The organism is Microlunatus kandeliicorticis (assembly GCF_014137855.1).
In the GTDB taxonomy this organism is placed as follows: Bacteria; Actinomycetota; Actinomycetes; order Propionibacteriales; family Propionibacteriaceae; genus Microlunatus; species Microlunatus kandeliicorticis.
In genome coordinates this window covers 59,716-86,452 of the sequence record NZ_JACGWT010000004.1, presented here as the reverse complement: position 1 = coordinate 86,452, position 26,737 = coordinate 59,716, and the positions used below count along the sequence as shown (strand labels likewise).

Sequence of the window (26,737 nt, the reverse complement as noted above, 5' to 3'; positions counted from 1 at the left end):
GGGTCCGGTCAGCGCAGCCGACCGGCGCGCACCTGGGTGGTCCGCCACAGCGCGGCCAGCAGAGCCAGGGCCGCCAGCACCAGCAGCGGCGGCGCCACGCCGACCACCGGCCGCAGCACCTCGAGCAGCACCGGGACGCCGAATCCGAGGTAGGTAGCGGCGTAGAAGACGCCGGTGACCAGGCCGCGGCTGCGGACCGGGGTCAGCGTCTCGACGTCGACCAGCCCGTCGCGCAGACAGAGTCCGTAGGCACAGCCGAGCACCACCGAGCAGACCACGAAGACCAGCGGCGACGGGTGGTCGCCGGCCAGCGCGGAACCGACGAAGCCGAGGGTGGCGAGCCCCGAGCCGACCACCCCGGCCTGCGGGCCCCAGCCGGCCCGCCGGGCGGCGAGCTGGACCAGCACGCCGGACCCGAGGGTGAGCACTGCCGCCACGCCGGGTAGCCAGGGACGTTCACCGCCACCACCGAGCCGGGCCGAGAGCACCAGCAGCGAGATGGTCGCGGTGGAGAAGACCCACAGTGCCATCGGGATCGCCGCCGCGAGGGCGCGGCCGTTGCTGCGGACCGGACCGGCCGGGGCGGGCTGGCCGGTTCCGCCCACCCGGGCCGCACTCCCCCGCTCTCCGGCGGCGGCGTCGCCGGGAGACCGGGTGGCGACGGCCAGGGCGACCGTGGCGATCACCGTGAGCGCACTGGCCACCACGAACGGCACCGGCAGCGTGGCCGACCCGGTCAGGACCGTGGCCAGCAGGCCGGTGACCAGCGGCCCGGCCGCGAAACCGCAGGTGAGCAGGGTGCCGGCCAGCGGGGCCCCGCGCCGACCACCGAGGTCGCCCGACCAGGCCGTCCCCGCGCTGACCGCGAGACCGGTGCCGACGCCGACCACCAGCCGACCGAGGAAGATCCCGGTGACCTCGGGCCAGCCGGCGATGACCAGGTTGCCGAGCGCGGCGATCACCGCGCCGGTCACCATCACCGGACGACGCCCGAGCCGGTCGGAGAACGCGCCCCCGCCGAGCAGCCCGGGCAGCAGGCCGACCGCGTACACCCCGAAGGCACCGTCGAGGACGGCCTGGTCGAAGCCGGTGCGGCGGGCCAGCACCGGGATCGCCGAGGCGAAGTGGTTGGCGCCCCAGCCGACGGCAAAGAGCACCAGCAGGACCAGCGACAGCCGGCTCGGGGGTCGACCGGCGAGACTCACCGCGCGGTCCGTGGATGACACCGGCCGGAATCTAGTCGAGCGCCGCAGCCCTCCGGCGGGCCGTCCCGAGCGCGCGTTCGACGACGCTGACGAAGCCGGCCCCCTTGTGGGCCATCGCGGGCCGTTCGACCAGGAACCACGACCCGCCGGCGACGACCAGGGACACCGCGATGCCGAGGGCGATGAACGGCGCGACCGGGAGCAGCCCGACCGGCGTCAGCACCAGCACCTGGAAGACCAGGAAGTGGTAGATGTACAGGCCGTAGGACAGGTCGGTGCGCAGGTGGAACGCGAACGGTGACCGGACCGCCGCCTGCACCAGCAGGAAGGCGAACGCCGCGGCGCCGAGGACGCGGTACGGCTCGGCCCACACCATCGCGACCACGAAGACGAGCACGGCGGCCAGCAGCCAGCCCGGACCGGTCGGCAGCCGGTCGAGGTAGAGGTGGGCGAGGGCGCCGAGCAGGAACATCAGGGCCAGCCGCGAGCCGAGCGACGCGAAGTCGGTGACCCCGGCCGCGTTGGTGATCGTCAGCGCCCACACCGCCCCGGTGAGGACCAGCACCAGCCAGCGCCGCCGGGCCAGCACACCGACGACGCCCAGCCCGGCGACCAGCGCATAGCAGACCGCCTCGTAGAACAGCGTCCACAGCGACCCGTCGAGCGTGGTCGGGGTCGGGTTGTCCGCCAGCAGGTCGGCGATCCCGAACTGCCGCATCAGCAGGGACGCGTTGCGCACGACGTAGTCGACGGCGGTCGGCGCGGTGCTGAACACCGAGGCGGCGGGCTTGCCCTCCAGCACGGCGATCAGCGGCGCGGCGACCAGGGCGGTCATCAGCAGACACACCCAGAAGCCCGGCAGGATCCGGAGCGCGCGGTGCCAGACGAACCGGGCCAGCGAGGAGAGCCGGAGATAGCTCGAGGTGACCAGGAAGCCGGAGATCACGAAGAAGCCGTCGACGGCGTAGTCGCCGAGTCCCGTGCCGCGGTGGGTCTGCACCTCGCCGCTGCGCAGGATCGCGCCGTGGTCCACGGCGACCAGCCCGGCCAGCAGCAGGCGCAGGGCGTCGAAGCTGTTGCGGCGCGGGTCGAACCGCACACTGAGTGTCCTCACGATGCTCCCCCGAGCAGACGTGCACCGGTCCGGTGCACGTCCAACTCTACCGTCGCGGAAGGTTCACTCGGGCCCGGACCATGACGCGTCGTCGGCGAACGCAGGAAATCGCCGGGTGCGAGGGCAGCGCAAAGCTCGGGCAGAGGGAGAGGAAGCACAGCGACGGGGTCGCCGCCGGGCGCCGGTGACGGCGTCTCGAGAAGACTGCGGGTGGGCGATACTGGGTTCGAACCAGTCCCCCGCACCTCGGGGCGACACTGTGTGCTGAGCGTGAAATGCCTGGTGAAGCGCCCAACGAGATGGACAGTAGCGCCTTCGTGACGTTGACACAAGCAGCCACTCGGGGCACTAATGGACTGATATCTTGCACGTATGTCGCACGCGGGGCGGAGTTGATCATGGGAACGCGACGCTCTTTCGGCCAGTTGCGACGGCTTCCGAGCAAGCGTTGGCAGGCGGGATACACCGCCCAGGGACGCGTTCACCACGCTTCATCGACCTTCAAAGCCAAGATCGACGCCGAGGCATGGCTCACCGACGAGCGCCGTCTTCTTGAGTCCGGCATGTGGACACCGCCGTCTGATCGCGTCGCTGGATCGAAGGCCGCCCCGACCGTTGCCGCCTACTCCGAGCCTTGGTTGGCCGACCGGACGCTGAAGCCGAGGACCAGGCAGCACTATCGGCAGCTGCTCGACCGACAGATTTTGCCGGCCCTTGGCGAGCGGCCGCTTCGGTCCCTCACGCCCCTGACCATCCGGCAGTGGCACGCCGACCTCGGAAGCGCGACCCCAACGCTCCGAGCTCATGCCTACGCCCTGCTGCGGACCATCCTCGGCTCAGCAGTCCAGGACGGGCTCATCCCTTCGAACCCGGCTCACATCCGAGGTGCCGGGAACGCAAAGCGCGTCCACCGCATCGAGCCCGCGACACTCGAGCAAATCGCCGCCATCGCCGGCGCCATGCCGCCGCGGTACCGCCTCATGGTCCTCTTCGCCGCATGGTGCGGACTGCGCTTCGGCGAGCTGGCCGAGCTCCGCCGCTTCGACCTCGACCTCGAGAACCAGCGGATCCGCGTCCGTCGCGCCGTCGTCCGGGTCGACGGGCAAACGATCGTCGGCACCCCGAAGTCAGACGCAGGAATTCGCGACGTCGCCTACCCCGACCACCTCGAGCCCGTGATCCGGGCCCACCTCACAGAGCACACAGCAGCCGGCCACGACGCACTTCTCTTCCCGGCCGCCGATGGTGTCAACCACATGGCGACGTCGACTCTCTACAAGGTCTTCTACCGGGCCAGAGCGGCCGCCGGCCGCCCGGACCTCCGCTGGCACGACCTCCGCCACACTGGCGCAACGATGGCAGCCATGACCGGGGCGACGATGGCCGAGCTGATGGCCCGCCTCGGCCACAGCACACAGGGCGCCGCCCTTCGCTACCAGCACGCGGCTGCCGACAGAGATCTGGAGATCGCCCGCCGCCTCAGTGCGATGGCTCGAGGAGTCTGACCCCCTCCTACTGCATCCGTGTCTCAGCATGCGGAACTGTGGACAAGTCAGTTTTGGACACCTCACCGAGCCGTGATGACCGAACGCATTGGACACCAACCCATCCCGTCCATTTGCGCTGCCACACGCTGACAAGGACTGTCACGTGGACACCGAGGCCCCTGCATCCGTTGGACACAAAGGGAAGACGTGACCGCGTGCGACCAGGTCTCGCGTGTCACTTCCCGCTCGTACCGTAAGCGTCAGCAAGCAAAGAGCGCCCGGGCCTGACTCCGCCAAGAACCCGGCCCGGGGCGCTCACCTCCGTCTGACGAACTGAGGAGGCAGCCCTCATGGTTGCACAGCCCAACGCGCCCACCTGGCTCAAGATGCAGCCCGCATCGGACTACACGAGCCTCTCGCCACGAACACTGCGTCGGTACATCGCCGACGGGGTCCTCGTCGCCTACCGCATCGGCCCAAAGGAACTCCGCTTCAAGCGCTCCGACCTCGACGCACTGTTCGAGCGGGTGAATGGGTGAAGCGCCGGAATGCGAAACGGCGCCCGGTAAGGGGCGCCGTCTCCAGCAGCAGCAAGGTCCAGCCGACCAAAGCTGAAGCGAAGTGTAGCTTCACCCGCCGACAAATCGCGACACCGACAGGCGTCGACCTGGCCATCGAGAACGCCAGCCGCGACACCTGGTACGCCTCAGCCCGAACCGCAGTGCAGCAACTGGCCCTCACCGGCCGCGCGTTCACCGTCGACCAAGTCCTCGACCTCGTAGGCCAGCCGCCTGCCAGCGCCTACGTCGGTGCAGTCATGGCCGGCGCGCAGAGGTCCGGGCTGATCGAGCCCGTGGGATGCCAGGTCGGCGCTGGCGGGCGCCTCGTGCGGCGCTGGTGGGGTCTGTCCGACGGGACCCGAATCCGGTGAGCGTCGCCGACTACCGGCTGGCCGACACGGTCACCCGGGCAATCCAGGACGCCGTCCTCGAGGGCACCCGACGTTACTGGCTCCGACGAGCAGACCAACTCGAGGAGTGCCGTCCCCAGCCCGGCGACTTCGTCGGACTCGCTTCCGCCGAGGAGATCGCTGCCACCGACGCCCGGCTCGCCGAAGCTGCCCGGCTTTGCCGACATCGCGCCAGTCTCGCCGCCGAAAGCTGGTGCGCCCCATGACCGACGACCAGGACAACACCGAGCTCCGTCGACCCTGGCAGCCCGTCGACCTCGAGGCCGTCCTGAGCGGGACCTATCAGCGGCCCGAGCCGACCGTCGGATCCCGCACCGACGGTCGCGGGCTGTTCTACCCAGGCAAGAGCCACACCGTCGTCTCCGAGACCGAAGGCGGCAAGACCTGGTTTGCGCTCTCCGCGGCACTCGACGAGATGGCAGCCAGCCACCACGCGGTCTACATCGACTTTGAGGACGACGAAGGCAGCGTCGTCACCCGGCTCCTCACCCTCGGCGCAACCCCCGATCGGATCCGGAACCACTTCCACTACCTACGCCCCGACGCCGGCATCGGCGCCGACGACAACGCCGGAGACCTCACACAGCTCCTCGGCGACACACGCCCCCGGCTGGTCGTTCTCGACGGCATCACCGAAGCCATGGGCCTCCACGGCCTCGACCCCCTCAAGAACGCCGACGCCGCCATCTTCGGCCGCCGCGTCACCAAACGCATCACCGACACCGGCGCCGCCGTCGTCAGCCTCGACCACGTCACTAAGGACCGCGAGAACCGCGGCCGATACGCCCTCGGCGCCGTCCACAAGCTCAACGGCCTCTCCGGCGCCCAATACACGCTCACCAACCGCACACCCTTCGGCATCGGCCTCACCGGCCGCTCCACCATCAACATCGCCAAGGACCGACCAGGACAGCTACGCGCGCACGCACTGCCCTCAAGCAGCGGGCTCCACTGGTACGGCGACCTCGTCCTCGAGTCCCACAACCAGGACTTCGCCGAAGTCAGCATCACGCCACCACACCAGACCGACGAAGACTTCCGCCCCACCGAACTCATGCATCGCATCAGCGAGGCGCTGGCCGAGTACGGACCGCTCGCTCAGCGGCGGATCCTCGCCGCAACCAAGGGCAAGACCGACAGCAAGCGACAAGCCCTCGACTTCCTCATCCTCGACGGCTACGTCACCGAGCGGTCACCGCACGAGCTGATCAAGCCGTACCCGAGGAACGGACAGGCAGCATGATCGTTCCCCCGTTCCCCGACCGTTCCCCAGCGTTCCCCAGGAACGCCGTGCGTGCCCGTTACCCCGTTCCCCTCTGTAAAGGAACGGGGAACGGTAACGCCCCCACAAGCGCAACACCCGCGGCCACGACCAGGGGAACGGTCATGACCCGTTACCCCCTGCCCCATCATCCCCAGCCACTCCCTAGGGCGCTGACCGATGGGGAGGCGAAAAGAAGTGTGTACGGGTCTGGAGGTTCGACACGCCCGGGGCCCGCCGCAAAACTCAGCCTCGCGGACGGCGAGTCACCTCTCCGTCGGTCGCTGTCTGGGGGGTGGGGCTTGCCCCAGTCCCCCAGGGCTTCGGTGTGGGTGGAGGTCGGCCGGTGATCAAGGTCGAGCAGGCGCTGCTGATCTCCGCCCGGGAGGCTCCGCTCTTGAGGTATTGGCTGTCCTTCGCCAAGGATCCGCTCTGGACGGTGAACGGAATGGCCGACGATCGGTACGAGAAGTTGATGGCTGCGCTCAAGGCGATTTCCCCTAACGGAACTGCGGAAGTTCCGCCACCGCCTGATCCGGTTGACTCAGTTGTGCGAGACCGAATTGGCAGCGCGCACGCCGCTCGATTGGTAGGGGTTTCCGAGCGGCAAGTGCGCAACCTCGCCGATCAACTCGGCGGCCGCAAGGTTGGACGTTCGTGGACGTTCGACCTCGCGGCTGTCGAGGCTCTCGTCATCGACCGACAGGACCGACAGGAAGGCCGCGGATGATCCACCCGATCAAGCCGATCTCGACACCCGAGCGCAGTCGGCTGCCCCGCTACGCCTCGAACGATCCGATCCTCACCAAAGCCTTGGGTGAAATCGGAGACGTCCTGTCGACGCTGGCCATCCTCGACCGCATCGCCGCCGACACCGCCAAGATCGACCACCCGGGCGCGGCGCGGAAGCTGACCGACAAGATCTTCGCCGGCCTCACGGACGGTGACGGGCTGGCCGACAACCTGCTCGCCCAGTACGCGAAGGCCTCCGCCACCGACGCCGCCTGGGACACCATGCGCGCCGAGATGCAGACGTTGGCCGATTCCCTCGGCAGCGCTGTCGACCGCGACATCCAGGCCGGCTTCGACCAGATGTGCCAGTTTCTCGACAAGCGGGTCAAGTCAGTGTTCGCCGAGCTGCAGGGCATGGGTCGGGTGCCGGTCACGGCTGAGGCGGCAATCGACGCTGGGCAGGTCGAGCTGTACCAGACCGCCGGCCAGCTCCGCCGCGACTACCACCAGATCCGGCAGGCGCAGCGCACCCTGTTCACGCACGGCCTGACCGAGGTCGACCGGTTCACCTTCAACAACCAGCTCCGCCGGTGGTGGGACGTCCTCGCCCTGTCACCGAACCTCGCCGCTGTCTGGCCCGGGCTGCCCGAGTACATGATCGGCAACACGAACACCGGCCAGCGGGATGCCCGCGGCAACGTCGTCCGCGCCCGGCCGCCGTGGCCCGACACCACCAACTCCGACGCCACACCCGACGACGTCCTGCTGTGGATGATCGGCCGCGACGACCTTGCCGTCTGGGTGCCGACCCTCGAGCAGATGACCGAGCTCCACAACCAGCTCGTCGACGAAGCCCATGCCACCGCGCGAGCGAAGGCCAGACCGGGCCAGCAGTCCAACGATCCCGACGCCGAGGCCGCCGAACGGCGCCGCCGCACCTGGGGACACCAGTCCCTCGCCCACGCCTGACTCAGGAGACCCTGATGCCCACACCCGCCCAGCACATCGCAACCGCCGAAGCGCTCCTCGCTGACGCCGTCCGCCCCAACCGGATCACCTCCGGCACTGACTGGCTGATGATTAGCGCCCACGCCGCCCTCGGCCGGACGGCCGGCACTGGCAGCCACTACGCCTCCGCGGAGGCGGCGCTCGACCAGGCCCAAGCCCACCGCGGCGACCTCGGCAGCAACTACGGCTACGCGTCGCAGGTCCAGCTCGGCCTCGTCCACGCCCAGCTGGCGGACCCGGCATGAGCGGCATGGAGCCGTACTCAGTCCAGGACACGCTGCTCGAGCGGAACCGGCTCCGCTCCGCAGCCAAGCGTGGAGACAAGCGGGCCGAGCTCACGCTCGAGGTGCTCGACCAGGCCGCGCACGAGGCCCGATGGGCCGCGACCGAGCATCTGCGGGCCAAGGCCGCAGCAGACCGTGCAGACCGCGAAAAGCATCGCCCGCGCTCCGTCAGCGCCGTCATGCAGGAACGCCGACGTGAACGCGAAGCAGCCGAGCGCAAGCGGGCCGAGGACGCCGAGCACATCGAGGCGCAACGCGTCGCAGGCATGGACGAGCGGCAGCGCGAACGCTACGAGAAGGAGAAGCGCGGCGAGATCCTCAAGGTCAACGGGAGCTGGTAACCCGATGCCTCCCACCCCACAGACGTCGCCGCATCGCTCCGGCGACCAGGCGGCAGCCGACGGACGCGCGCGGGACCGCACTCCGTCGGCTGCCACCGCCTCCCGAGATGGGGCCGGTGCCCCAAGCACCCCCCTCACGGTCACCGCCGGTGGGGGCGCTCTACCCCGCGAAGGGTTCAAACATTCAGGAGGTCGCTGATGGCCGAGAGATCCATTGTCGCGAAGCTCCGCGCCGATATCAGCGGGTTGCGGGCCGGCTTGACGCAGGCGCAGGGCGAAATCCGCAAGACCGCCGCGGTCGCCGACGCTGCGAACAAGACGAACGCCGCTTCCGCGCTCAAGGCCGCCGACGCGGAGAAGGTCCGCGCTGCCGTCCGGACCCAAGCCGCGGCGGCAGAGGTCGCGGCGTCGGAGAAGCAGCTGATCGCGGCGCAGAAGTACGGCAAGATCACCTCGACCGTCACCGCCCACCGGGACACGCTGGACAAGGTCGGCCGCGGTTTCAGTGTGGTCGGTCTGGCGGCTGCGGCTGGCTTCGGTGTCGCGGTCAAGTCGGCCGCTGATTTCGACCAGGCGATGTCTGGGGTCGCGTCGACGGGTGCCGATGCCCGGCAGAACCTGTCGGCGTTGCGGGCTGAGGCGGTCAAGGCTGGCGCTGCGACGAAGTACTCGGCAACGGACGCAGCTGGTGGGGTTGAGGAGCTCCTCAAGGCTGGCGTGTCCGCGAAGGACGTCCTCGGCGGCGGCCTGGCCGGCGCGTTGAACCTCGCCGCTGCTGGCAACCAGTCGGTCGGCGAGGCGGCTGAGACGGCTGCGTCGGCGATGAACCAGTTCCAGCTGCGAGGTTCCGACGTCACCCACGTTGCGGACCTGCTCGCCCAGGGTGCAGGGACCGCCTCCGGTGAGGTGTCGGACCTCGCGATGGCGCTGCGTCAGTCCGGCGGCGTCGCGAAGCAGTACGGCCTGAGCATCGACGAGACCGTCGAGTCGCTGGCCCTGTTCGCGAAGCAGGGCTACACCGGCTCCGACGCCGGCACGAGCTTCAAGACGATGCTGCAGTCGCTGTACGCGCCGGTTGGGTCCGGGGCGAAGGCGCTCGACAAGCTCGGCATCTCGGCCTACGACGCGTCGGGCAACATCAAGGACATCGGTCCTCTGATGGACGAGCTGAACGGCGCCCTGTCTGGGCTGTCGGAGGGAGACCGCAACCAGGCGCTCAGCCAGATCTTTGGCTCCGACGCCATCCGGGTCGCACCCATCCTGTTGAAGGCTGGCAGCGCTGGCCTAAAGGACATGGGCGCCGAGTTCGCGAACTTCGGCACGGCCGCCGAGGTTGCGTCGACGAAGATGGACAACCTCAACGGCGACCTCGAGACTTTCCGCGGGTCCGTTGAGACCGCTTTGATCGGTGCCGGCTCGGGCGGGACCAAGGCTCTGCGGGACCTCACGCAGGGCGCGACCGAGCTCGTCAATGAGTTCAACTACCTGCCCGCGGGTGCGCAGCACGCAACCCTGATGGGCGCGGCCATCGTCGCCGCGGCTGGTCTCGGTGTCGGCGCCCTCATCAAGCTCACGACCACCGCCGCCGCCACAAGAGCGGCGCTGATCGACCTAAACAGCGCCGGCAGGCTCACGGCGCTCGCCTCGGCAGCCGGCCCTGCCGCGATCGCTCTCGTCGCGGTCGGGGCGGCCGGCACAGGGCTCGACGCCCTGGGTCAGAAGGTCGCCTCCGTTGACCAGGTCACCGACGCCCTCAGGCAGCTGGCAAAGACCGGTGACGACACCGCGCTCACTCTCGACACCATCGGCAAGACCAACGCTGCCGACGCGATCAGCGACTCGCTGTTCCAGACCACCAACCGGGTCAGCAGCCTCGGTGAGGCGCTGGCCGTCAGCAACGTCCAGCAGACCACCTCGCTCGGCAAGCTGCAGGCGGGGTACGAGACGTTCCGTGAGGCGCTGATCCCGGGCCAGCAGGGTCTGGAGAAGCAGCGCGAGGCCATCACGAACGTCGACACCAGCCTCGCGAAGATGGTGTCCGGCGGCAGCCTCGACGCCGCCGTGACCGGCTACCAGCGTCTCCTCAGGGCCTCAGGGAAGATCAACTCACACGATGTGCAGCAGTTCTCCGCTGCCCTATCGGAGTCCGGCTTCAACGCTGACCAGGTGTCGGCGATCCTGGCGGGCAAGCTGACGCCGGCCGCGATCGCGAACTCGACGGCCGTCGACGGCATGACCGATGCGCAGCGGGAGCAGACGACCGCGTTCTCCTCGGCGCGGGAAGCGCTCGAGGCGCTGTCGCGTCCGCTCGCCCGGACGGCCGAGCAGAACCAGCAGCTCGCCTCGTCGCTGTTCGACCAGGGCAACGCCTACCAGTCGACGATCTCAGCCCACTCGGCCTACGCCGCCTCAATCGACCAGGCCAGCGCCACCCTCAAGGCCAACGCCGACTACACGAACAAGGCGGGCACGGCCCTCTCCGACAACACCGCGAAGGGCCGCGAGAACATCGACGCCCTCAACGGGCTCGCCTCCGCTGGCAAGGCCTATGTGTCATCGCTGGCCGCGCAGGGAGCCGGCAACGCGAAGATCGTCGGCGCGACGAAGGCGGTGCGGGCCCAGTTCGTGAAGGCTGCCGAGGACGCCGGGCTCACCGGCAAGGCTGCCCGGGCACTGGCTGACTCCTACGGCCTCGTACCGGCCAAGGTGACCACGGAGATCGACGCGTTCGGCCTGGCCGTCCAGAAGCAGGAGGTCGAGAAGTTCAGCACCTCCCTGTCCAAGCTCCCGAAGGAGCAGCAGGCGCGCATCATCGCCGTCTGGAAGAAGGAGGGCGCGCAGGCGGCCCTGGCGGAGCTGAACAAGCTCGACAAGAAGAAGGCCAGCCCGAAGATCGACGCCCAGTCGAACGCGCCGAAGGTCTCCAAGGAGGCCCAGGGCTTCATGCGGGCGATCAAGGACGTCGACCCGAAGATCAAGACCGGCGACAACACCAAGTCGGTCGCGGCGGCCGCGCAGCGCTACCTCGACTCCATCAAGGGCAAGAACCCGAGGATCCTTACCTCCGCGCAGCTCGACGCCGCCCGGTCGGCGAAGAACCTCATCGACTCGATCCACAGCAAGTCGGTCAGCATCACCACCACCCACACGACGATCAACAACACGATCAGCCGCGTCGGCAAGAAGGCTCAGGTGGCGACCGGCGGCTACATCCAGGGCCCCGGCACCACCACCTCCGACAGCATCCCGGCGCTGCTGTCGAACAAGGAGTTCGTGGTCAAGGCCAGCTCGACGGAGAGCATCGGCGTCGACCGGTTGCAGTACATGAATGCCACCGGCCGCATGCCGGCCTTCGCCGACGGTGGCCTCGTCGGCTACGCCTCCGGCGGGCAGGTCGACTACACGACCATTCGCCGGCTCCTGACGTCCAGCAGCAACCCGCTCGGCGAGATCTCCGCCGCGGCCCGGGCAATGACACTGGCCGCGAAGGCCGTGAAGGACGCCAACCGGGCCGCCCGCGTCCCCACCGACCGGTACAACGCCGCGAAGCGGGACTACAACCGGGCCGTCGACGCACGCGACGAGCTTCGGTCTGATCATGCCGAAGAGCAGAAGCGGCAGAAGGACCGGATCGCGGTCCTGCAGAAGCGGGCCGCAGCCACCAAGGGCACCACGAAGGCCGACCGTGACCTGACCGCGGCCCGGGCGAAGCTCGCGAAGCTGGACCGCGAATACTCCGCCGACCTGCAGAAGGCGAACGACAAGGTCAAGGCGCGGGACAAGACCCGCAAGTCCGCGCAGGACGCCTACAACAAGGCCGCCGAGAAGTCGAAGGCTGCGACGGACAAGCTCAAGGACGCGCAGGCGAAGCTGCTCGAGACGCAGAAGGCGCTCGCCGACTCGGCCCGGCAGACGTCGGAGTCGTTCTACGGCGCCAACGGCGGGCAGATGGCCGGCGGGGTCCTCGACTGGCTCGACCAGATGCGGCAGGGCGCGAAGGACATCACCGCCTTCCAGAAGCAGCTCGACCAGCTCCGCAAGGCTGGCCTGTCTGAGCCGCTCGTCCAGGAGATCGCGTCGCAGGGCACCCTCGCCGGCGGTGACATCGCGACGCAGATCCTGCAGGGCGGGAAGTCGCTGGTGTCGTCGCTCGACTCGGCGCAGAAGTCGCTGCAGTCGGCGGCGGACAACATCGGCCTCAACGTGGCGCAGCCGACCGTCCGCAGGGCCGCGGGTGGCCCGATCTACGGTCCGGGCTCAACCACTTCGGACAGCATCCTCGTCGCCGCCTCCAATGAGGAGTTCATGCAGTCGGCGGCGGCGCACCGGTTCTGGGGCACCCGGTTCATGGACGACGTCAACAACCGGCGCCTGCCGCAGCGGTTCGCGTCGATGATGGCCGGGTCGCAGCCGCGAGTCGTGCAGGAGCACCACCAGCACAACACTTTCCACAACAGCTTCCCGTCCTCTCTCACCGCAGAGGCGGCGGCCGTACTCGCCGGCCAGCAAACGCTGGCCAGGCTGTCAGCGATGGGGAGACGATGAAGCCATGACCGACAACGAGATGCCCGACCCGCTCGAGATCGTCAACGAACAGGACGCGCTCAACGCGTTCTTTCCTGATGGCCGCATCGACCTGACGATCCCGGTTCAAGTCGCCGCCCTCTGGCTAGGTGGTCTCGACCCCACCGGCGACCGTGGCACCGCCGAGCAGCTGACCTACCAGCCTGCAAACTGGGATCTGGACGACGTCGCTCGGCTCACAGACGGATTCGGCGTCGCGTTGAACGCGGAACCTTCAACGGACCCCGACATCTGCTGGGTGAAGCTGCGAGCGAACACCGAGCACAACGTCCGAGCATTCGGAACTGCCCAGATTCGAGAAGGCGCCTGGCTGACCATGGTGCGCCTGGACGACGGCACCTGGCGTGTCTGGGGCATGAGCCCGCTCGACGACCGACCCACCGTCGACCGGATCTACGGACGAGGGTGACTGGCCGGCGAGCCTGCTCCCGGCCAGGCTGCCCGACGCTGGTTGCGTCAGGCGCCCGCGGCGGGTTATGCGGCCCGTGTGCGCGTCAGCAGGACCGCCAACGCGGCGCCAGCAGCGAACGCGGCTACGGAGGGCCACACAGGGCGCTCAGGGCGTCCTGGCAGGCCAGGATCGACGCCGGCGAGCTCGTCCTCTGCTGGCGGCCGGACTGCCGCCGCCCGATCGTCCCTGGGACACTGTGGCATCTGGGCCACGACGACAACGACCGGGCGGTCACTCGCGGGCCGGAGCACGTCTCCTGCAACCTCTCGGCGGCAGGCCGGGCGGCGCACCGCTAGAGCTGTTGCTCGTAGATCAAACCGCAACTCGGGCAGGTCAATTCGCCTCGCTCGGGTGGACCGGGTGGTCGAGAGATGACGCCCTCCCAAGTCGCGATCGACTTCGGCTCCGAGGGGATTGGCTTTGGCGCGGCGTCGAAGTGTGCGTAGCACGCCGGGCAAGTTTGATCGGCCATGAGCAAATGCTATTGCGAAGGGTTAGCTGTGATTCCGCTGATCGCGCTTCTCGATGGCCTCGCGTTTGGTCGCCGGAAGCGCCGCATACATCGCTGCAACAGTTTTCGGCTCCGTGATCGCTTGCTCGACGATGAGATTCACCAGGGAGAATAGAGCCGTTGCGTCGGCAGCCTCCTCGGCCTCGTCGATCTGGCCTGGATGAAGAGCGTCATTGCCCGTAACTCGGAGGACGTCACAAGCCTGCTGGACTCTCGGGGTGATTCGGCCCGAGGACAAGAGTTCTCCGATCGCGTCATTCAACTTCGCTGAGGTCCCGAGTAGCTCGAGCACTAGGGATTCCGTCGCGACACGGAGCAGGGCAGAGGCTGCCTGCGGTGAAGCGTTCAGGACCTCGCGCGCCTGCTCGTAATGCCGGCGGGCATCTGCCGGCATGTCCTCGTGGGGTGGCGGCCCGCCACGAAGCGGCCACACCTGTCGGCCGACCTTCAGTACGTCCTCACCATCGTCCGCCGAGATGAGGGCATTCACCTCCCACAGGCTCGGCTTCGAGCAGGCCCGACAGATGCACCAAGTGAAGTCGGGAAGCTGCTTGTTGCCCGATTGCACCGAGTAGCCACTCAGCCGTAACCAGTCCTGCTCGGCGACCGTGCCGCATTGCGGGCAGGTGACGGGCGAGCGCCCCAGCTCTGGCGGGATCGGGATCGGCACCGGCTGAGTCTTGCAGACTCCCACTACCGCCGGAGCGGGCGGATCGTCGCGGGCCGGGTGGTCGCCTCCTCGTACGCGGCGATGGCCTCGTCGGAGATGAGGTAGATGCGGCGGCGGGCCGACGGGTTCTGCGGCCGCCAGGCAATCTGCCCGGTCTGGCAGAGCAGCTGCACCTGCTCACGGGTAGTTCGCAGGCGCTCGGCCACCTCGGCCGTCGTGAACCACTGCACGACCGCCATCCTGCCCGCCCTACGCGCGCTCGAGCTTGACCCGGGACAGCGCGTCGGCCTGTCGCTCCTCCTCGGCCGTGAACGGATCGTGCCGGCCCTCGAGGTGCAGGTCGACGTGGGCGACCGCGTGTGCCAGCAGACGGCGGTGGCAGCCGTGGCTTGTCGCGCGCGGGTTGAGGCGGATCTCGCGGCGAGCCCACAGGATGAGCTCTGCGGGGCCTTCGGCGGCCGCGGTGACGGTCCAGCCGGGGTGGCGGTGGGTCAGGTCGTCGTGGGGGTCGTAGGTGACCGTAGGGGCGCTAGTGTTCTCCGTCAGCATGACGGTCCTCCGATACAGGTTCGTCGTGTGAGGCCTCGATCTGGTGTTCCAGCACCGGTCGGGGCCGTTTCGCGTCCGGAAGGCAGCCGCTCGATCGTTCCTGCACGTGGGCTGCACGTCGGGGGGATCACCTCGCCAGAAATCTGCTCTGACTAGGGAACATACGGGTGGGCGATACTGGGTTCGAACCAGTGACCTCTTCGGTGTGAACGAAGCGCGCTACCACTGCGCCAATCGCCCGCGGCGGAAGCACACTCTACGTGAGCCGCCGACGCCTGTCGAAACGGATCGCCACCGCCCCGGGGGTCCCTCGGGCGGACGACGCCCGCGTCCGGCTCAGGGCTCGAGGTCGGCCGGGCTTCGCTCGGCGAAGGTGCGGGCGATCCGCGCCGTGACCGGCCCGACCGCTGCGTAGCTGGTCTCGTCCCAGCGGCTGACCGCCTGGACGTCGCGGAGCGAGGAGGTGATGAACACCTCGTCGGCTGCCTTCGCCTGCTCGAGGGTGAGGTCGCGCTCGATGATCGGGCACCACTCGAGCAGCAGGTCACGGGTGACGCCGCGGAGCGGCCCGGCGGACAGCGGCGGAGTGACGACCTCGGCGTCCTCACCGGTGCCGAAGACGAAGAAGATGTTCGAGCCGGTGCCCTCGCAGACGTGTCCGGCGGTGTTGAGGAAGATCGCCTCGTCGGCGTCCCGGTCGGTGGCGAAGGCCAGCCCGCGGACGTTCTCGGCGTACGAGGTGCTCTTGATCCCGGCCATCGCGCCGTTCTCGTTGCGGGTCCAGGGCACGGTGACGATGGTGGCCACCGGGTCCGAGACGACGCGGGAGTCGGCGGCGACGACCAGCGTGGTCGGGCCGAACGCGGCTTGCGAGCCGAGCGGTCCGCGGCCCCCGGTGTAGGTGATCCGGATCTTGCCCTCCTCCCAGTCGCGGTCGGCGAGCACGGCCTCGATCCCCTGCCGGACCAGGTCGTGGTCGGGAGCCGGGAGGGCGAGCGCGGCGGCCGAGCGGGTGAGCCGGTCGAGGTGCCGCTGGACGCTGAACGGACCGCCGGCGACCACCTTGAGCGCCTCGAAGACGCCGTCGCCGACCACCAGCCCGTGGTCGACGGCCGAGACCCGCGCCTCGGCCGGCCGGTCGTGGAGCTCGCCGTTGACCCAGACCCGCAACGCGTCGGTGATCGGGGCCAGGCTGGCCTCGGCCGGATCGGTCTCGCGGGTGCTGCCGGCGGCGCTGGACGGGCTCATCTCCGTGGTGGACACGACCCCATCATCGCCGACGCCGAGCCGCCGGATCGAGCCGGTTTGTTTCGCCGTCGGGCGCTCGGCTATGGTTGCTCACCGCACCGCAGAGGGGCCGACCGAGAGGCCGGAACCGAGGTGGTCGCGCGGACGTGGCTCAGTTGGTAGAGCATCACCTTGCCAAGGTGAGGGTCGCGGGTTCGAATCCCGTCGTCCGCTCGGAGCGGGTCTCCACTCCAGGAGGTCTCCCAGACACGGTGGGTTGGCCGAGAGGCGAGGCAACGGACTGCAAATCCGTGTACACGGGTTCAAATCCCGTACCCACCTCGCAGCACGGCACAACTCCATCGGTGGAGCGCGACTCCACCAGCACGGGCGATTGGCGCAGCGGTAGCGCGCTTCCCTGACACGGAAGAGGTCACTGGTTCAAACCCAGTATCGCCCACCTCGACGTCTCCCCCGCCCGGCGTGTTCCCGGGCCTCACGGACCCACCACATCGGCGCTACCTCCTCCCGCTACGGGAGCAGCGCTTGCAGCTGCGGCAGCCGCTCGTACAGCTCGGGCAGGCCGCTCACCCCGTCGGCGACGATGCGATGCGACATCGCCAGGTCAGGGCCCGCGACGGCCGCCTCCCCGCTGAGGCAGCGGAGCAGGTTCAGCCGGGTGTGACCCAGCCACCCGCCGAGCGTGTGGACGAACCAGCCGGGGCCCGACGGCGGCAGCGTCCCGCCCGCGTCGACGTAGCCGTCGAGCACCGCACGGAAGCTGGCCGGCCGGACGGTGTCGAGGCCAGGACCCTTGGCAAGACCGAGGGCGGTGGACCCCAGCTCGGCGGCCAGGTCGAGCCGACCCGCGAGCTCCCAGTCGAGCAGCACCGGCGCCCCGTCCTGGGACAGCAGGTTCCACGGCTGGACGTCCCGGTGGGTCAGGACCACCGGTCCGGGCCGCGGGCAGCTGTCGACGAAGGCGGCGATCGCCTGGAACGTCTCCGCTTTCGCGGCGAGCTCCGCAGCCCAGGGCTGCCCGGAACGCACCGCCCGCGCGGCCAGCCCGGGCCAGTCCCGCGGGACCGGTGACGGCTCCGGATCGGCGGGCCAGTCGACGTCGAGGGCGTGCAGCCGCGCGAGCAGTCGTCCGACCGCGGCGCCGAAGTTTGGCGACACCGGCGCCTCGGGCACCGCGACGCCGTCGACCCAGCGGTGCACCAGGGTGTCCGCCGACGCCGCGATCGGCTCGGGCATCGGGATCCCGGCGGCGAACGCTGCCTGCTCCAGCCGGAACACCGCCGCCGCGCGGTACGGCTCACGCCGGTCGGTGAGCGCAAGCGTCTTGACCGCGAACGACCCCTGGTCGGTGTCGAGCCGCTGCAGCCGGTTGGCGAAGCCGCCCCCCACCTCCACCATCGGTCGGGTCGGCTCGCCGAGCACCGTCAGGTCCACGTCCGCACCCTGGGGCCGTCCGCGGACACCGTCAACCCTGCGGTCGGCGACGCGGCACGTACCGCCGGGCCACCGCTCCCGATCCGAACGCGTGCTCCGCGACCTGGTCGAGGACGAGCCGCTCGCGCACTCCGCCGAGCAGCGTCGGACCGTGTCCGGCCACCACCGGATGGACCACGACCGTGTACTCGTCGATCAGCCCGAGCGCGGCCAGCGCCGACGGCAGGGCGACGCCGCCGACCGACAGCCCTCGACCCGGCTGCTGCTTCAGTTCCCGGACGGCCCGCTCGAGGTCACCACGCACCAGCTCGGCCCGCCAGTCGACCTCGCTGAGCGTCGACGAGACGACGTGCTTGGGCATCGCGTCGATGGTCTCGGCGAACGGCGTCTCCCAGCTCCGCATCCAGTCCGGCCACCCGCCGCTCGCCGGCCGTCGCCAGGCCGACCGCATCATCTCGAAGGTGGTGCGGCCGTAGAGCAGCGCGTCGGCCCGGGCGAGCTCGGCTGTCCAGAAGCGCATCGACTCCTCGTCCGGGGGCAGCCCAGCCTCGTGGTGGCAGCACCCGTCGAGGGTGGCGTTGATCGCGTACCGCAGGGGTCTCATGTCCTCCGCCTTCGTCGTCGACTCTCGGCTCCCACGACCGCTACGACCCCGACCCTCACCGGTTCTCATCGGCCCGGCCGCGTCGATCACGGTCTGATGATCATCACGGTCCTGCGATGATCACGGCCGCCGGGTCGGCACCACGGTCGACGACCGGTGATCATCGGGCGACTCCCCCACCCGGACCAGGACCAGCCGCTCGCCGGAGTCCGTGTCGAGCGTGAGCAGCGCGTTCTCCGGTCCGTCGAGGCGTTCGGCCGGGACGCCGTCACGCTGGACCTGCGTGGGTTCGGCCCAGGGCTTGCGGACCCGCAGCAGGCCGCCGAGCCGCGACTCGACCTCGACATAGCCGATCCGGCCGCCGGTCATCGCCGACGCGACCAAGAAGCCGCCCCTGGCGAGCAGCCGGTAGCGGACGTCGTGATCACGCGGCCAGGCCGGGAAGACGCGCACCACCGGATCGCCACCCGGACGCGGGGCGAGGCTCTGCTGGAGTGCCTCCTGCACGGCCGTCACGAAGGTGCCGAAGCCCTCGATCGAGTAGTAGTCGCCCTGGTCGAACAGCAGGTTCGGCTGCTCGCCGTAGGTCGAGAAGACGCCGTACTGGGTCGCGAGGATCCGGTCGAGGTCGTCGGCCCGACCGAGCCGGGCGGCGTCCACGTGGAAGCGGCTCGAGCCGTTCCGGTCCACCTCGTCACCGCTGACCTGGTTCAGGTAGCCGGGCGCGTGCCGGAAGGTGTTCTGCGCGATCGCCCAGTCGCCGCCGTCGAGGCCCTGGTCGCGGGTCTCGAGGGTGAGGACGTCGTACTTTTCGATCATCTTGAGCACCGGGCTCTCGGTGCCATGCAGGTCGCGGACGAACACCGCCGGCTCGAGGCCCTGGGCCCAGGCCGGTTCGGGGCTCGCCAGCCGGTCGGCGAGCGTCGGGTTGGTGGTCGCCGCCCACAACGCCCCCGGATCGGTGCGCCGCGGGTAGGGCGCCAGGTGATCACGGATCAGGGCCCACTGCTCACGGAGCTCCGCGTCGAGGTCGAGCAGCTCGGCGGCCGCCACCGCGACGCCGAACGTCCCCCGGGCCAGGGCGAGGTCGTCGATCACGTCGCGACCACCCCAGATGTGCTCGTGCAAATTGGTGCCGGTGACGTGGAACAGGCCGTCGTCCTCCCGCCGCAGCCCGGGGAAGGTCCGGTACAGCTCGGCGGCCCCGGCGATGAACGGATAGGCGACCTCGCGCAACCAGTCCAGGTCGAGGGTGTGGCCGTAGACCGTCCACAGGTGCTCGGCGGTCTCCTGCGTGGCCACCAGAGTGTGCGTCACGTACCCGGCCGGTCGCTCGACACCGTCGACGTACCAGTTCCACGGGACCAGGAACCGGTTCCGCCGAGCGGTCTGCTCCCGGAGCGCCGGACCGGGCACCGGCCTCCGGAACCCGTAGTAGTCGCGCAGCTCGTCGGCGACGTCGTCGGCCAGCACCTCCCAGCCGAGAACACCGACGGTCTCGCCGATGAACAGCCCGTCGGCGCCCCACAGCTGCCTCGCAGCCGCCCGGTAGCGCGGGAGCGCGGCGTACCGCATCCGGATCAACGGGAACAGCAGCTCGAGCTGGTCGGCGGCTGCCAGCGGCTGGTAGAGCGGGTCCTGGTTCCAGTTCCAGTAGAAGCTGCCCCAGTCGCGACGGTCCTCCTCCCCGATCCACAGACCGCCGTTGTACTTGCCCGGGAATGCACCGCCGTTGGCGATCGCCGACAGGTAGAGGAAGTAGGTCCGGCGCTGCTCGTAGTCGGGACGGTCGGGCAGGTACACGAACGACCGGTCCCAGAAGTCCTCCCACCAGGCCAGCGCGGCCTCCCGCACCGCTGCGGGGTCGACCGGAGCCCCGATGCCGGCCAGCACGGCCCGGCACGCGCCGGTGTCGGAACCGACCACCGCCGCCCCGTTGATCATGATCATGGTGGTGCCGGAGGCCGCCGGCAGCTCGAGCCGCAGACAGTCCCGCTCGCCGACGCGACCCGGAGTCACCGCGGTGACCACCCGGTCCGGCACGCTCACCGACAGGACGGTGGACACGGCGAAATCGTTCCCGGCCACTGCGCTGTCGGCCGGTTCGGTGATCGACTGCTCGAGCACGGCCGACCGGCCGAGTGTTCGCAGCACCGAACTCGCGCGGTGCTCACCCCAGTGCTGATCGGCCTCACGAACCAGGGTCAACGCGACCGTGACCGGCGCCGGCTCCGCCCGCTCGTCCCGGACCATGATCATCACCCGGTCGCCGACCGGGTCGCCGGACACCTCGACGTGCACCCCGGCACCGTCGACGGTCAGGGTGCCGCGGTGCAGGGCGAGCCGCTGGGTGGTGTCCGGCCCGAACACCGGGCCGCCCAGGTCGACGTGCACCCGTCCGAGCGCGCCCCCGCCGGCGTTCGGGTGGTCGGACGAGGCCGCCGAGGCGTCACCGAACATGAATGCGTCGGTGTGGTTGAGCTGCAGGCTGAGCGTCCGCTCGTCGCTCTGCCAGACCGGCCCGCCGAGCCGGCCGGAGCCGACCGGGAAGCCTTCCGGGCCGCGGCCGACCGTTCCCCGGTGCTCCAGATCGGACCGTCCGACCAGAGCGGCCACGTCCGGCGCGAACAGCCACGGTCGCCCGCGGTCGCCGCGGGTCACGGTGGGCAGGATCCTCGGGGTCGCCGCCCCGCCGTTGGGTGTCACGAGCGCTCCGGTGATGGTAGGTGGGTCGGGAGTCCGGCCTCGGTCGTGACCGACCGGCAGCCGCGGGGAGTCCGTGCGGCAAACGTAGGATCTCTGGCTCCGGCCGACCGTCGCGCGCGGGGGTCGGTGCACGCAGCCGTCACCGTCGACGCCCAAGGAGAACGATGCTCGCGTCCCACCAGCAGGTCGGGTCCTGGGGTCGGTTCGAGCCGGGGCCGCTGCGCGACCGGTGGTCACGCAACCGCGACTACCTGCTGAGCCTGCGGCCCGACAACCTGCTGCGCCCCTACCGCGCCGAGGCCGGGCTGTGGAGCTACAACGGCTCGCTGGGCACCAGCGTCGGCGAACCGGACCCGGACGGACCGGGAACCTGGCACTGGGGCTGGGAGGCCCCGACGAGCGAGGTGCGCGGCCACATCCTCGGGCACTGGATCTCGGCCGCGGCGCGGATCGGACGCGACGAGCCCGAGGCCGCGGTCCGCGTCGACACGGTGCTGGCCGAGCTCGCGCGCTGCCAGCAGGCCAACGGCGGCGAGTGGCTCGGGCCGTTTCCCCGCTCCTACCTCGACCGTGCCGCGGCCGGGACGCCGGTCTGGGCCCCGCAGTACGTGCTGCACAAGCTGCTGGCCGGGCTGCTCGACGCCGACCGGCTCGGGCACGACGGTGCGCTGCCGCTGGTCCGACGCTTCGCGGACTGGTTCGAGCGGTGGACGCGGCCGTTCAGCCGTGACCAGCTCGACGACCTGCTCGACGTCGAGACCGGCGGGATGCTGGAGGTCTGGGCCGACCTCTACGCCCGGACCGGCGAGGCCCGGCACCGCGAGCTGATGGACCGCTACGACCGCCCGCGGCTCTTCGACCGGTTGCTGGCCGGCGAGGACGTCCTGACCAACAAGCACGCGAACACCCAGATCCCGGAGATCCTCGGTGCGGCGCGCGCCTGGGAGGTCACCGGTGAGGACCGGTGGCGCGACGTCGTGCACGCCTTCTGGCGCCAGGCGGTGACCGAGCGCGGCACCTACTGCACCGGCGGCAGCACCAGCGGCGAGGTGTGGCAGCCGCCGTTCCGGCAGACCTCGCGGCTGGCCGCGGTGCAGGAGCACTGCGTCGTGCACAACATGATGCGGCTCGCCGAGACGCTCTACCGGTGGACCGGCGACGCCGTCTACGCCGACCACTGGGAGCGCAACCTGGTCAACGGCGTGCTCGCCCAGCAGCACCCGCGAACCGGCATGATCAGTTACTTCCTGCCGTTGGCCGCCGGCAGCCGCAAGACCTGGGGAAGCCCGACGTCCGACTTCTGGTGCTGCCACGGCACGTTGATGCAGGCGCACGCGTGGTGTCCCGACGCCGCCGTCCACCTCGAACGCCCCCCGTCGGACGAGCTGGACCGTCCTGGTGGCGGGTCCGGACCGGTCGACACCCTGCGGGTGACCCAGTACCTGGGCTCGACCTCGCGGTGGTCCGCCGGGGGGACCGAGGTGACGGTCACCGTCCGCAACGACGCCGGGCACGGCCCGGTGGGCGGCCAGCGGCAGACCGCCGAGGCGTCGGCCCACATCCAGAGGCTCGACGTCGAGCCGCACCCGATCGACCGCCCGGCGGCCGAGGTGCACGAGGTGGTGGTCGACTGCGCGACCGAGACCGAGCTCACCCTGGCGCTGCGGATCCCGTCGTGGGTCAGCGGTCCGGTGCGGGTGACCGTGGACGACGAACCGGTCCCGACCGAGCCGTCGGCGGGGTTCGTGCGGCTGCGCCGCCGGTGGCGTCACCAGACCGTCCGGATCGAGCTGCCGAAGACGATCACCACGGTGGAGCTCGGGGGCGCCCCGGGCACGGTCGCCTTCCTCGACGGTCCCCAGGTGCTGGCCGGCCTGGTCGACGAGGAGCGGACGCTCGTCGTCGGCGACGGGGCTCCTGCCGCGGTGCTGGTCGCCGACCAGGAACGCCAGCACGGCTGGTGGAGCGTCGGCAGCTACCGGGTCGTCGGTCAGGACCGCGGGTTCCGCTTCGTGGCCCTCAACCAGGTCACCGACGAGACCTACACCGTCTACTTCCCGACGCGCCCCTGAGTCAGGTCCTGGGCGCGGGCCGCGGGATCAGGCCGGACCGTTGGGCACCGCGGGCGCCGCGGGTGCCGGTCGGCCGCGCACCGCCCCGGCGAACAGCGCGGTGGCGGCGACCACGACCATCACCACCAGCATCGCCTCGCGGAGTCCGACGTGCTGGCCGAGGAACCCGAGGATCGGCGGCCCGATCAGGAAGGCGGCGTAGCCGGCGGTGGCCACCGCGCTGGCCCGGCGCGCTGCGTACCGCGGATGATCACCGGCGGCCGACAGCGCCACCGGGAAGCCCAACGAAGCGCCGATCCCCCACAGCAGCACGCCGATCGCCCCGACCCAGAGCGTCGGCGCCACCACGACGGTGGCGATCCCGACGGCACCGATCAGCGCGCTGACCCGCATCACCGCGGTGCGGCCGAACCGGTCGATCGCGCGACCGCCGTTGAGCCGGCCGACGGCCATCGCCGCGCCGAAGAAGGCGTAGACCACCGATCCCACCGCGGCGGTCGAGCCGTACCCGTCGACGACGATCAGCGGCAGCCAGTCGGTCGCCGAGCCCTCGGCCAGCGCCATGCCCAGGATGATGAACCCGAGGGCGACCAGCCGCCGGTCGACCCAGGCCAGCCGCCGGCTGTCCTCGGGTGCGGTATCCGGCGCGGGATCGTCGTTCTGGGCCGAGGTTTCGGTCGACGGGGCCGTCGCGGCAGCGGGGGCGGGCAGGTGCCGGCCGATCAGTGCGGTGACCGCAGCGATCACCACCGCTGCGACGGCCAGGTGCAGCACCACGGGCAGGTCGAGGTGGTTGGCGACCAGTCCCAGCAGCGCGCCGATCACCGTCCCGACGCTGTAGAGCCCGTGCAGCCCGGGGATCACGCTGCGGGCCATCGCCCGCTCGAGCTCGACCCCGGACACGTTGGTCCCGATCTCGCTCGACCCGAAGCCGTAGCCCAGCAGCGCCAGCCCGCCCGAGACCACTACGGGTTGGGCGATCGCGGCCCCGAGGGCGACGACGCCGAGGCCGATCGCGACCGCGCCGATGCCGACGAGGACGACGAACCGGGCCCCGCGCCGCTCGACCACGACGCCGGCGATCGAGATGCCGACGAACGATCCGATCGAGGTGCCGACGAGCACCAGACCCATCTCGGCGGTGCTGGCGCTCAGCGCGTCGCGGATCGCCGGCGTCCGCGTCACCCAGGTCGCGACGGCGATGCCGTTGAGGAAGAACACCGAGGCCAGGGCGATCCGCCAGTTGCGCAGCCGCCGGGCGGCGTCCGTCCCGGTGCGCGGGACCGTCCGTGAATCGGTGGCCAAAGCCGGCGCCTTCCTGAGTCGAGGCCCCGACCGGACGGAGGGGCCCGCTCAGCCTACGCACAAGATGACGGCCGGCCACGGGCGCGACACCGTGCGGTCACCCACCCGGAACGCCACGGGCCCGAAGCGCCTCAGCCGGTGAGCGTGGCCTTCCACAACTCCTCGCTGGGCCAGCGGGAGGCCCAGTCGGCGGTCACGTAGTCGAACTCGCTCGGGCTGTCGGCAGGCACGACGATCTCGGTCAGCTCGTCGACCACGAAACCGCACCGGCGCAGCAACCCGATCATCGCGCCGGTGGGCAGCTGGTAGTTCACGCTGCCGTCGTCCTGCGCCAGCCGGGGCAGTTCGGCGAGCCCCCGCACCAGCGTGGTGCCGACGGGTTCGTCGCCGTGGTCACAGAGCGTGAGCAGCGTCGAGTTGCGCAGGAAGATCAACTGCCCGCCGGGCCGCAGCAGCCGGGCGGCCTCCGGGATCCAGAGCTCGGGATCGCACCAGCCGATCGCCCCGTGCTCGCTGATCACCACGTCGCAGCACGCATCGGGCAGCGGGACCTGCTCGGCGCTGGCGTGCACCAGCGGGAAGCTCGGTCCGTGGGCTTCCTGCAGCGCCCGGGCGGTTGCGAGCTGCACGGACGAGTTGTCGACACCGACCGGACGCGCCCCGCGGCGGGCAGCCCAGGCCGAGACGTAGCCGGTGCCGCAGCCGAGCTCCACCAGGTCCCGGCCGTCGAGCGAAGGGAACACCCGGAGCTCGGTCTCGGGCCGCTCCCACAGTCCCCAGCACGGGTCACCGGTCCACAACCGCTCGGCCCGGCCGCCGTACCAGCTGCTGTGCTGCTCGTCCCACACCGCCCGGTTGGCCGCCGCCTGCGGCGTGAGCTCGGTCATGTCCCGAGTGCAGCATGCGGTCCGAACGGCGGCAACAGGATTGAGGGGATCGCCGGGGCGGATCGGGCCGCGAGTTCGCGGCGGATCCGCCCCGCTCATGGATCAGCGGGTCAGCCGAGGATCCGGGCCAGCGCGAGAGCGCGGAAGTCGATCCGCTCGGTCCAGTTCGACCGCCCGGTCTCGTAGAGCAGCCCGACGGTGGCGCCGTCGAGCTGGGTGAGGTCGGAGTAGGCAGCGGGATGACGCCCCGGCTGCACCTGCACCGGCTTCCGCCAGACCCGACCGACACCGCTCCCCCGGCTGACGAACACGCCCATGTTCTCGCGGCGGCCGGCGGTCCTTCCGGTGGGCGAGCTGAACAACAGCATTCCCGCGTACCGTCCGGTGAGCGCCAGCGAGCTGCCCTGGACGGCGACGGTGGGCAGCCCGGCGTTCCGGAGCCCGCCGGACAGTCGGGTCCCGGCGCCGACGGCGAACCCGGAGACCCGCGCCTTGCCGGCCGCGGTCGCCGAGTTGCGGTTGCGGTAGCTGATCCACACCCGGCCGTCGGGCAACTCGGCGGCGGTGCCCTCGATCGGCCCGAACGCGCTGGTCTGCTTGTAGCCCACCGACCAGGTGCGTCCGTGGTCGTCGCTGATCACCGCGTACCCGCCGTAGCGGTTGTCCTGCTTGAAGCCCATCGGCACCACGATCCGCACCGGGTGCCCGCCGGCCGCCGACCGCAGCTGGATGGCGTGCCCCGGACCGGTCAGCCCGCCGGCCCAGCGCGGGGTCCCGGCCAGGTCGACCCCGGCCCTGCGGTACGGCGTGAACGTCCGGCCGTCGTCGCTGCTGCGCTGGACGTGGAAGCCGTGGTTGGTGGTGCCGCCCCTCGGTCGGTAGACGCTGAACAGCAGCACCTGCCCGGTCACCCGGTCGACCACCGGCGCCGGGTTGCCGACGGTGCCGCCGCCCAGGTCGGCGATCACCCGCGGACGGCTCCAGTGGCAGCCCCGGTCGGTCGACCGGGCGGTGACGATCTCGGTGTCGGAGACGTCGGAGGCGGCGCCGGTGCTCCGCCGTCGCTCGGCGAACGCGACCAGCGTGCCGCGTCCGGTCGTCACCAGCGCGGGGATCCGGTACCAGACCCGCTGCGAGGGCACGCTGCGGAAGACGGTGGCCACGCACGCCGTGGTCGCGGCGCGACGGGCCGGGGTCGCGGACGCCGGGGTCGGCCCCGGCGCCGCTGTCACCAGACCCGCGGTGAGCAGACCGGCCAGCGCCACCGCGACGGGCTGGCGCACGCCGTGACGATGGGGGGAGGTCATCACGCCG

General features: G+C 70.6%; 24 protein-coding genes and 4 tRNA genes. 15 read left to right on the top strand and 13 right to left on the bottom strand.

Annotated elements, in window-relative coordinates; genetic code table 11:
- Positions 1 to 8 precede the first annotated feature (8 nt).
- Together FHX74_RS12705 and FHX74_RS12700 are read right to left on the bottom strand one after the other, a co-directional pair.
- Positions 9 to 1,226, bottom strand: coding sequence for an MFS transporter (locus tag FHX74_RS12705; protein ID WP_220483906.1), 1,218 nt, complete (start codon positions 1,224 to 1,226; stop codon positions 9 to 11).
- A gap of 10 nt (positions 1,227 to 1,236) precedes the next feature.
- A complete protein-coding gene (locus FHX74_RS12700; RefSeq protein WP_182560563.1) occupies positions 1,237 to 2,319 on the bottom strand; it encodes an acyltransferase family protein in 1,083 nt (360 codons plus the stop codon).
- A gap of 398 nt (positions 2,320 to 2,717) precedes the next feature.
- Here FHX74_RS12700 and FHX74_RS12695 point away from each other — a divergent pair, with 398 nt between their 5' ends.
- From FHX74_RS12695 to FHX74_RS12645, 11 genes are all read left to right on the top strand, one after another.
- A complete protein-coding gene (locus tag FHX74_RS12695; protein ID WP_182560562.1) occupies positions 2,718 to 3,824 on the top strand; it encodes a tyrosine-type recombinase/integrase in 1,107 nt (368 codons plus the stop codon).
- Positions 3,825 to 4,156: 332 nt separating this feature from the next.
- Positions 4,157 to 4,345, top strand: coding sequence for a helix-turn-helix domain-containing protein (locus tag FHX74_RS12690; RefSeq protein WP_182560561.1), 189 nt, complete (start codon positions 4,157 to 4,159; stop codon positions 4,343 to 4,345).
- Positions 4,342 to 4,737 carry a hypothetical protein gene (locus tag FHX74_RS12685; RefSeq protein ID WP_182560560.1) on the top strand — a complete coding sequence of 132 codons (396 nt, stop codon included), beginning with the start codon at positions 4,342 to 4,344 and terminating at the stop codon, positions 4,735 to 4,737. The genes FHX74_RS12690 and FHX74_RS12685 overlap by 4 nt, the downstream gene beginning before the upstream one ends.
- Positions 4,734 to 4,982: a hypothetical protein gene (locus FHX74_RS12680; RefSeq protein ID WP_182560559.1), complete on the top strand. Its 249-nt coding sequence runs from the start codon at positions 4,734 to 4,736 to the stop codon at positions 4,980 to 4,982. Before FHX74_RS12685 ends, FHX74_RS12680 begins: the two co-directional genes overlap by 4 nt.
- Positions 4,979 to 6,019 carry an AAA family ATPase gene (locus FHX74_RS12675; RefSeq protein ID WP_220483905.1) on the top strand — a complete coding sequence of 347 codons (1,041 nt, stop codon included), beginning with the start codon at positions 4,979 to 4,981 and terminating at the stop codon, positions 6,017 to 6,019. Before FHX74_RS12680 ends, FHX74_RS12675 begins: the two co-directional genes overlap by 4 nt.
- A gap of 364 nt (positions 6,020 to 6,383) precedes the next feature.
- Positions 6,384 to 6,767 (top strand): hypothetical protein, encoded by a 384-nt coding sequence (locus FHX74_RS12670; protein WP_182560558.1) that lies wholly within the window; start codon positions 6,384 to 6,386, stop codon positions 6,765 to 6,767.
- Positions 6,764 to 7,738, top strand: a complete 975-nt coding sequence (locus tag FHX74_RS12665) for a hypothetical protein (RefSeq protein WP_182560557.1) — start codon at positions 6,764 to 6,766, stop codon at positions 7,736 to 7,738. The genes FHX74_RS12670 and FHX74_RS12665 overlap by 4 nt, the downstream gene beginning before the upstream one ends.
- A 107-nt stretch (positions 7,739 to 7,845) precedes the next feature.
- The gene (locus FHX74_RS12660; protein WP_182560556.1) at positions 7,846 to 8,022 is read left to right on the top strand and encodes a hypothetical protein; all 177 of its coding nucleotides are present in this window, start codon (positions 7,846 to 7,848) and stop codon (positions 8,020 to 8,022) included.
- The gene (locus FHX74_RS12655) at positions 8,019 to 8,402 is read left to right on the top strand and encodes a hypothetical protein (protein ID WP_182560555.1); all 384 of its coding nucleotides are present in this window, start codon (positions 8,019 to 8,021) and stop codon (positions 8,400 to 8,402) included. The genes FHX74_RS12660 and FHX74_RS12655 overlap by 4 nt, the downstream gene beginning before the upstream one ends.
- Positions 8,403 to 8,600: 198 nt before the next feature.
- Entirely contained in the window at positions 8,601 to 12,947 is a 4,347-nt protein-coding gene (locus FHX74_RS12650) for a phage tail tape measure protein (RefSeq protein WP_182560554.1), read from the top strand.
- A gap of 4 nt (positions 12,948 to 12,951) precedes the next feature.
- Positions 12,952 to 13,395, top strand: a complete 444-nt coding sequence (locus FHX74_RS12645; protein WP_182560553.1) for a hypothetical protein — start codon at positions 12,952 to 12,954, stop codon at positions 13,393 to 13,395.
- Between the two features lie 536 nt (positions 13,396 to 13,931).
- Here the strand turns inward: FHX74_RS12645 and FHX74_RS21125 are convergent.
- The 5 genes from FHX74_RS21125 to FHX74_RS12620 all read right to left on the bottom strand — a co-directional run bounded on the left by FHX74_RS21125 (position 13,932) and on the right by FHX74_RS12620 (position 16,430).
- Positions 13,932 to 14,618 carry a DUF4145 domain-containing protein gene (locus FHX74_RS21125; RefSeq protein ID WP_182560552.1) on the bottom strand — a complete coding sequence of 229 codons (687 nt, stop codon included), beginning with the start codon at positions 14,616 to 14,618 and terminating at the stop codon, positions 13,932 to 13,934.
- A 23-nt stretch (positions 14,619 to 14,641) separates the two neighbouring features.
- Complete coding sequence (locus FHX74_RS12635; RefSeq protein ID WP_182560551.1) at positions 14,642 to 14,848, bottom strand: helix-turn-helix domain-containing protein; 207 nt, start codon at positions 14,846 to 14,848, stop codon at positions 14,642 to 14,644.
- 19 nt (positions 14,849 to 14,867) lie between these two features.
- Entirely contained in the window at positions 14,868 to 15,167 is a 300-nt protein-coding gene (locus FHX74_RS12630) for a hypothetical protein (protein ID WP_182560550.1), read from the bottom strand.
- A 168-nt stretch (positions 15,168 to 15,335) separates the two neighbouring features.
- Positions 15,336 to 15,407: transfer RNA gene (locus FHX74_RS12625), tRNA-Val, on the bottom strand.
- A 96-nt stretch (positions 15,408 to 15,503) separates the two neighbouring features.
- Positions 15,504 to 16,430 carry an aminotransferase class IV gene (locus FHX74_RS12620; RefSeq protein ID WP_328823803.1) on the bottom strand — a complete coding sequence of 309 codons (927 nt, stop codon included), beginning with the start codon at positions 16,428 to 16,430 and terminating at the stop codon, positions 15,504 to 15,506.
- A gap of 125 nt (positions 16,431 to 16,555) precedes the next feature.
- Here FHX74_RS12620 and FHX74_RS12615 point away from each other — a divergent pair.
- From FHX74_RS12615 to FHX74_RS12605, 3 genes are all read left to right on the top strand, one after another.
- Positions 16,556 to 16,628: transfer RNA gene (locus tag FHX74_RS12615), tRNA-Gly, on the top strand.
- Positions 16,629 to 16,665: 37 nt separating this feature from the next.
- Positions 16,666 to 16,736, top strand: a tRNA-Cys gene (locus tag FHX74_RS12610).
- A gap of 46 nt (positions 16,737 to 16,782) precedes the next feature.
- Positions 16,783 to 16,854 (top strand) — tRNA-Val (locus tag FHX74_RS12605).
- A gap of 71 nt (positions 16,855 to 16,925) precedes the next feature.
- On the opposite strand, the gene FHX74_RS12600 is transcribed toward FHX74_RS12605, so the two are convergent.
- From FHX74_RS12600 to FHX74_RS12590, 3 genes are all read right to left on the bottom strand, one after another.
- Positions 16,926 to 17,849 (bottom strand): phosphotransferase family protein, encoded by a 924-nt coding sequence (locus FHX74_RS12600; RefSeq protein WP_182560549.1) that lies wholly within the window; start codon positions 17,847 to 17,849, stop codon positions 16,926 to 16,928.
- Between the two features lie 31 nt (positions 17,850 to 17,880).
- The gene (locus FHX74_RS12595) at positions 17,881 to 18,453 is read right to left on the bottom strand and encodes a dihydrofolate reductase family protein (protein ID WP_182560548.1); all 573 of its coding nucleotides are present in this window, start codon (positions 18,451 to 18,453) and stop codon (positions 17,881 to 17,883) included.
- A 120-nt stretch (positions 18,454 to 18,573) separates the two neighbouring features.
- On the bottom strand, positions 18,574 to 21,114 hold the full coding sequence (locus FHX74_RS12590; RefSeq protein ID WP_182560547.1) for a hypothetical protein: 2,541 nt from the start codon (positions 21,112 to 21,114) through the stop codon (positions 18,574 to 18,576).
- Between the two features lie 209 nt (positions 21,115 to 21,323).
- On the opposite strand from FHX74_RS12590, the gene FHX74_RS12585 reads away from it, so the two are divergent.
- Positions 21,324 to 23,231: a beta-L-arabinofuranosidase domain-containing protein gene (locus tag FHX74_RS12585; protein ID WP_182560546.1), complete on the top strand. Its 1,908-nt coding sequence runs from the start codon at positions 21,324 to 21,326 to the stop codon at positions 23,229 to 23,231.
- 27 nt (positions 23,232 to 23,258) lie between these two features.
- On the opposite strand, the gene FHX74_RS12580 is transcribed toward FHX74_RS12585, so the two are convergent.
- From FHX74_RS12580 to FHX74_RS12570, 3 genes are all read right to left on the bottom strand, one after another.
- A complete protein-coding gene (locus FHX74_RS12580) occupies positions 23,259 to 24,536 on the bottom strand; it encodes an MFS transporter (protein WP_220483904.1) in 1,278 nt (425 codons plus the stop codon).
- 131 nt (positions 24,537 to 24,667) lie between these two features.
- The gene (locus FHX74_RS12575) at positions 24,668 to 25,423 is read right to left on the bottom strand and encodes a class I SAM-dependent methyltransferase (RefSeq protein WP_182560545.1); all 756 of its coding nucleotides are present in this window, start codon (positions 25,421 to 25,423) and stop codon (positions 24,668 to 24,670) included.
- A 110-nt stretch (positions 25,424 to 25,533) separates the two neighbouring features.
- Complete coding sequence (locus FHX74_RS12570) at positions 25,534 to 26,706, bottom strand: sialidase family protein (protein WP_182560544.1); 1,173 nt, start codon at positions 26,704 to 26,706, stop codon at positions 25,534 to 25,536.
- Positions 26,707 to 26,737 lie beyond the last annotated feature (31 nt).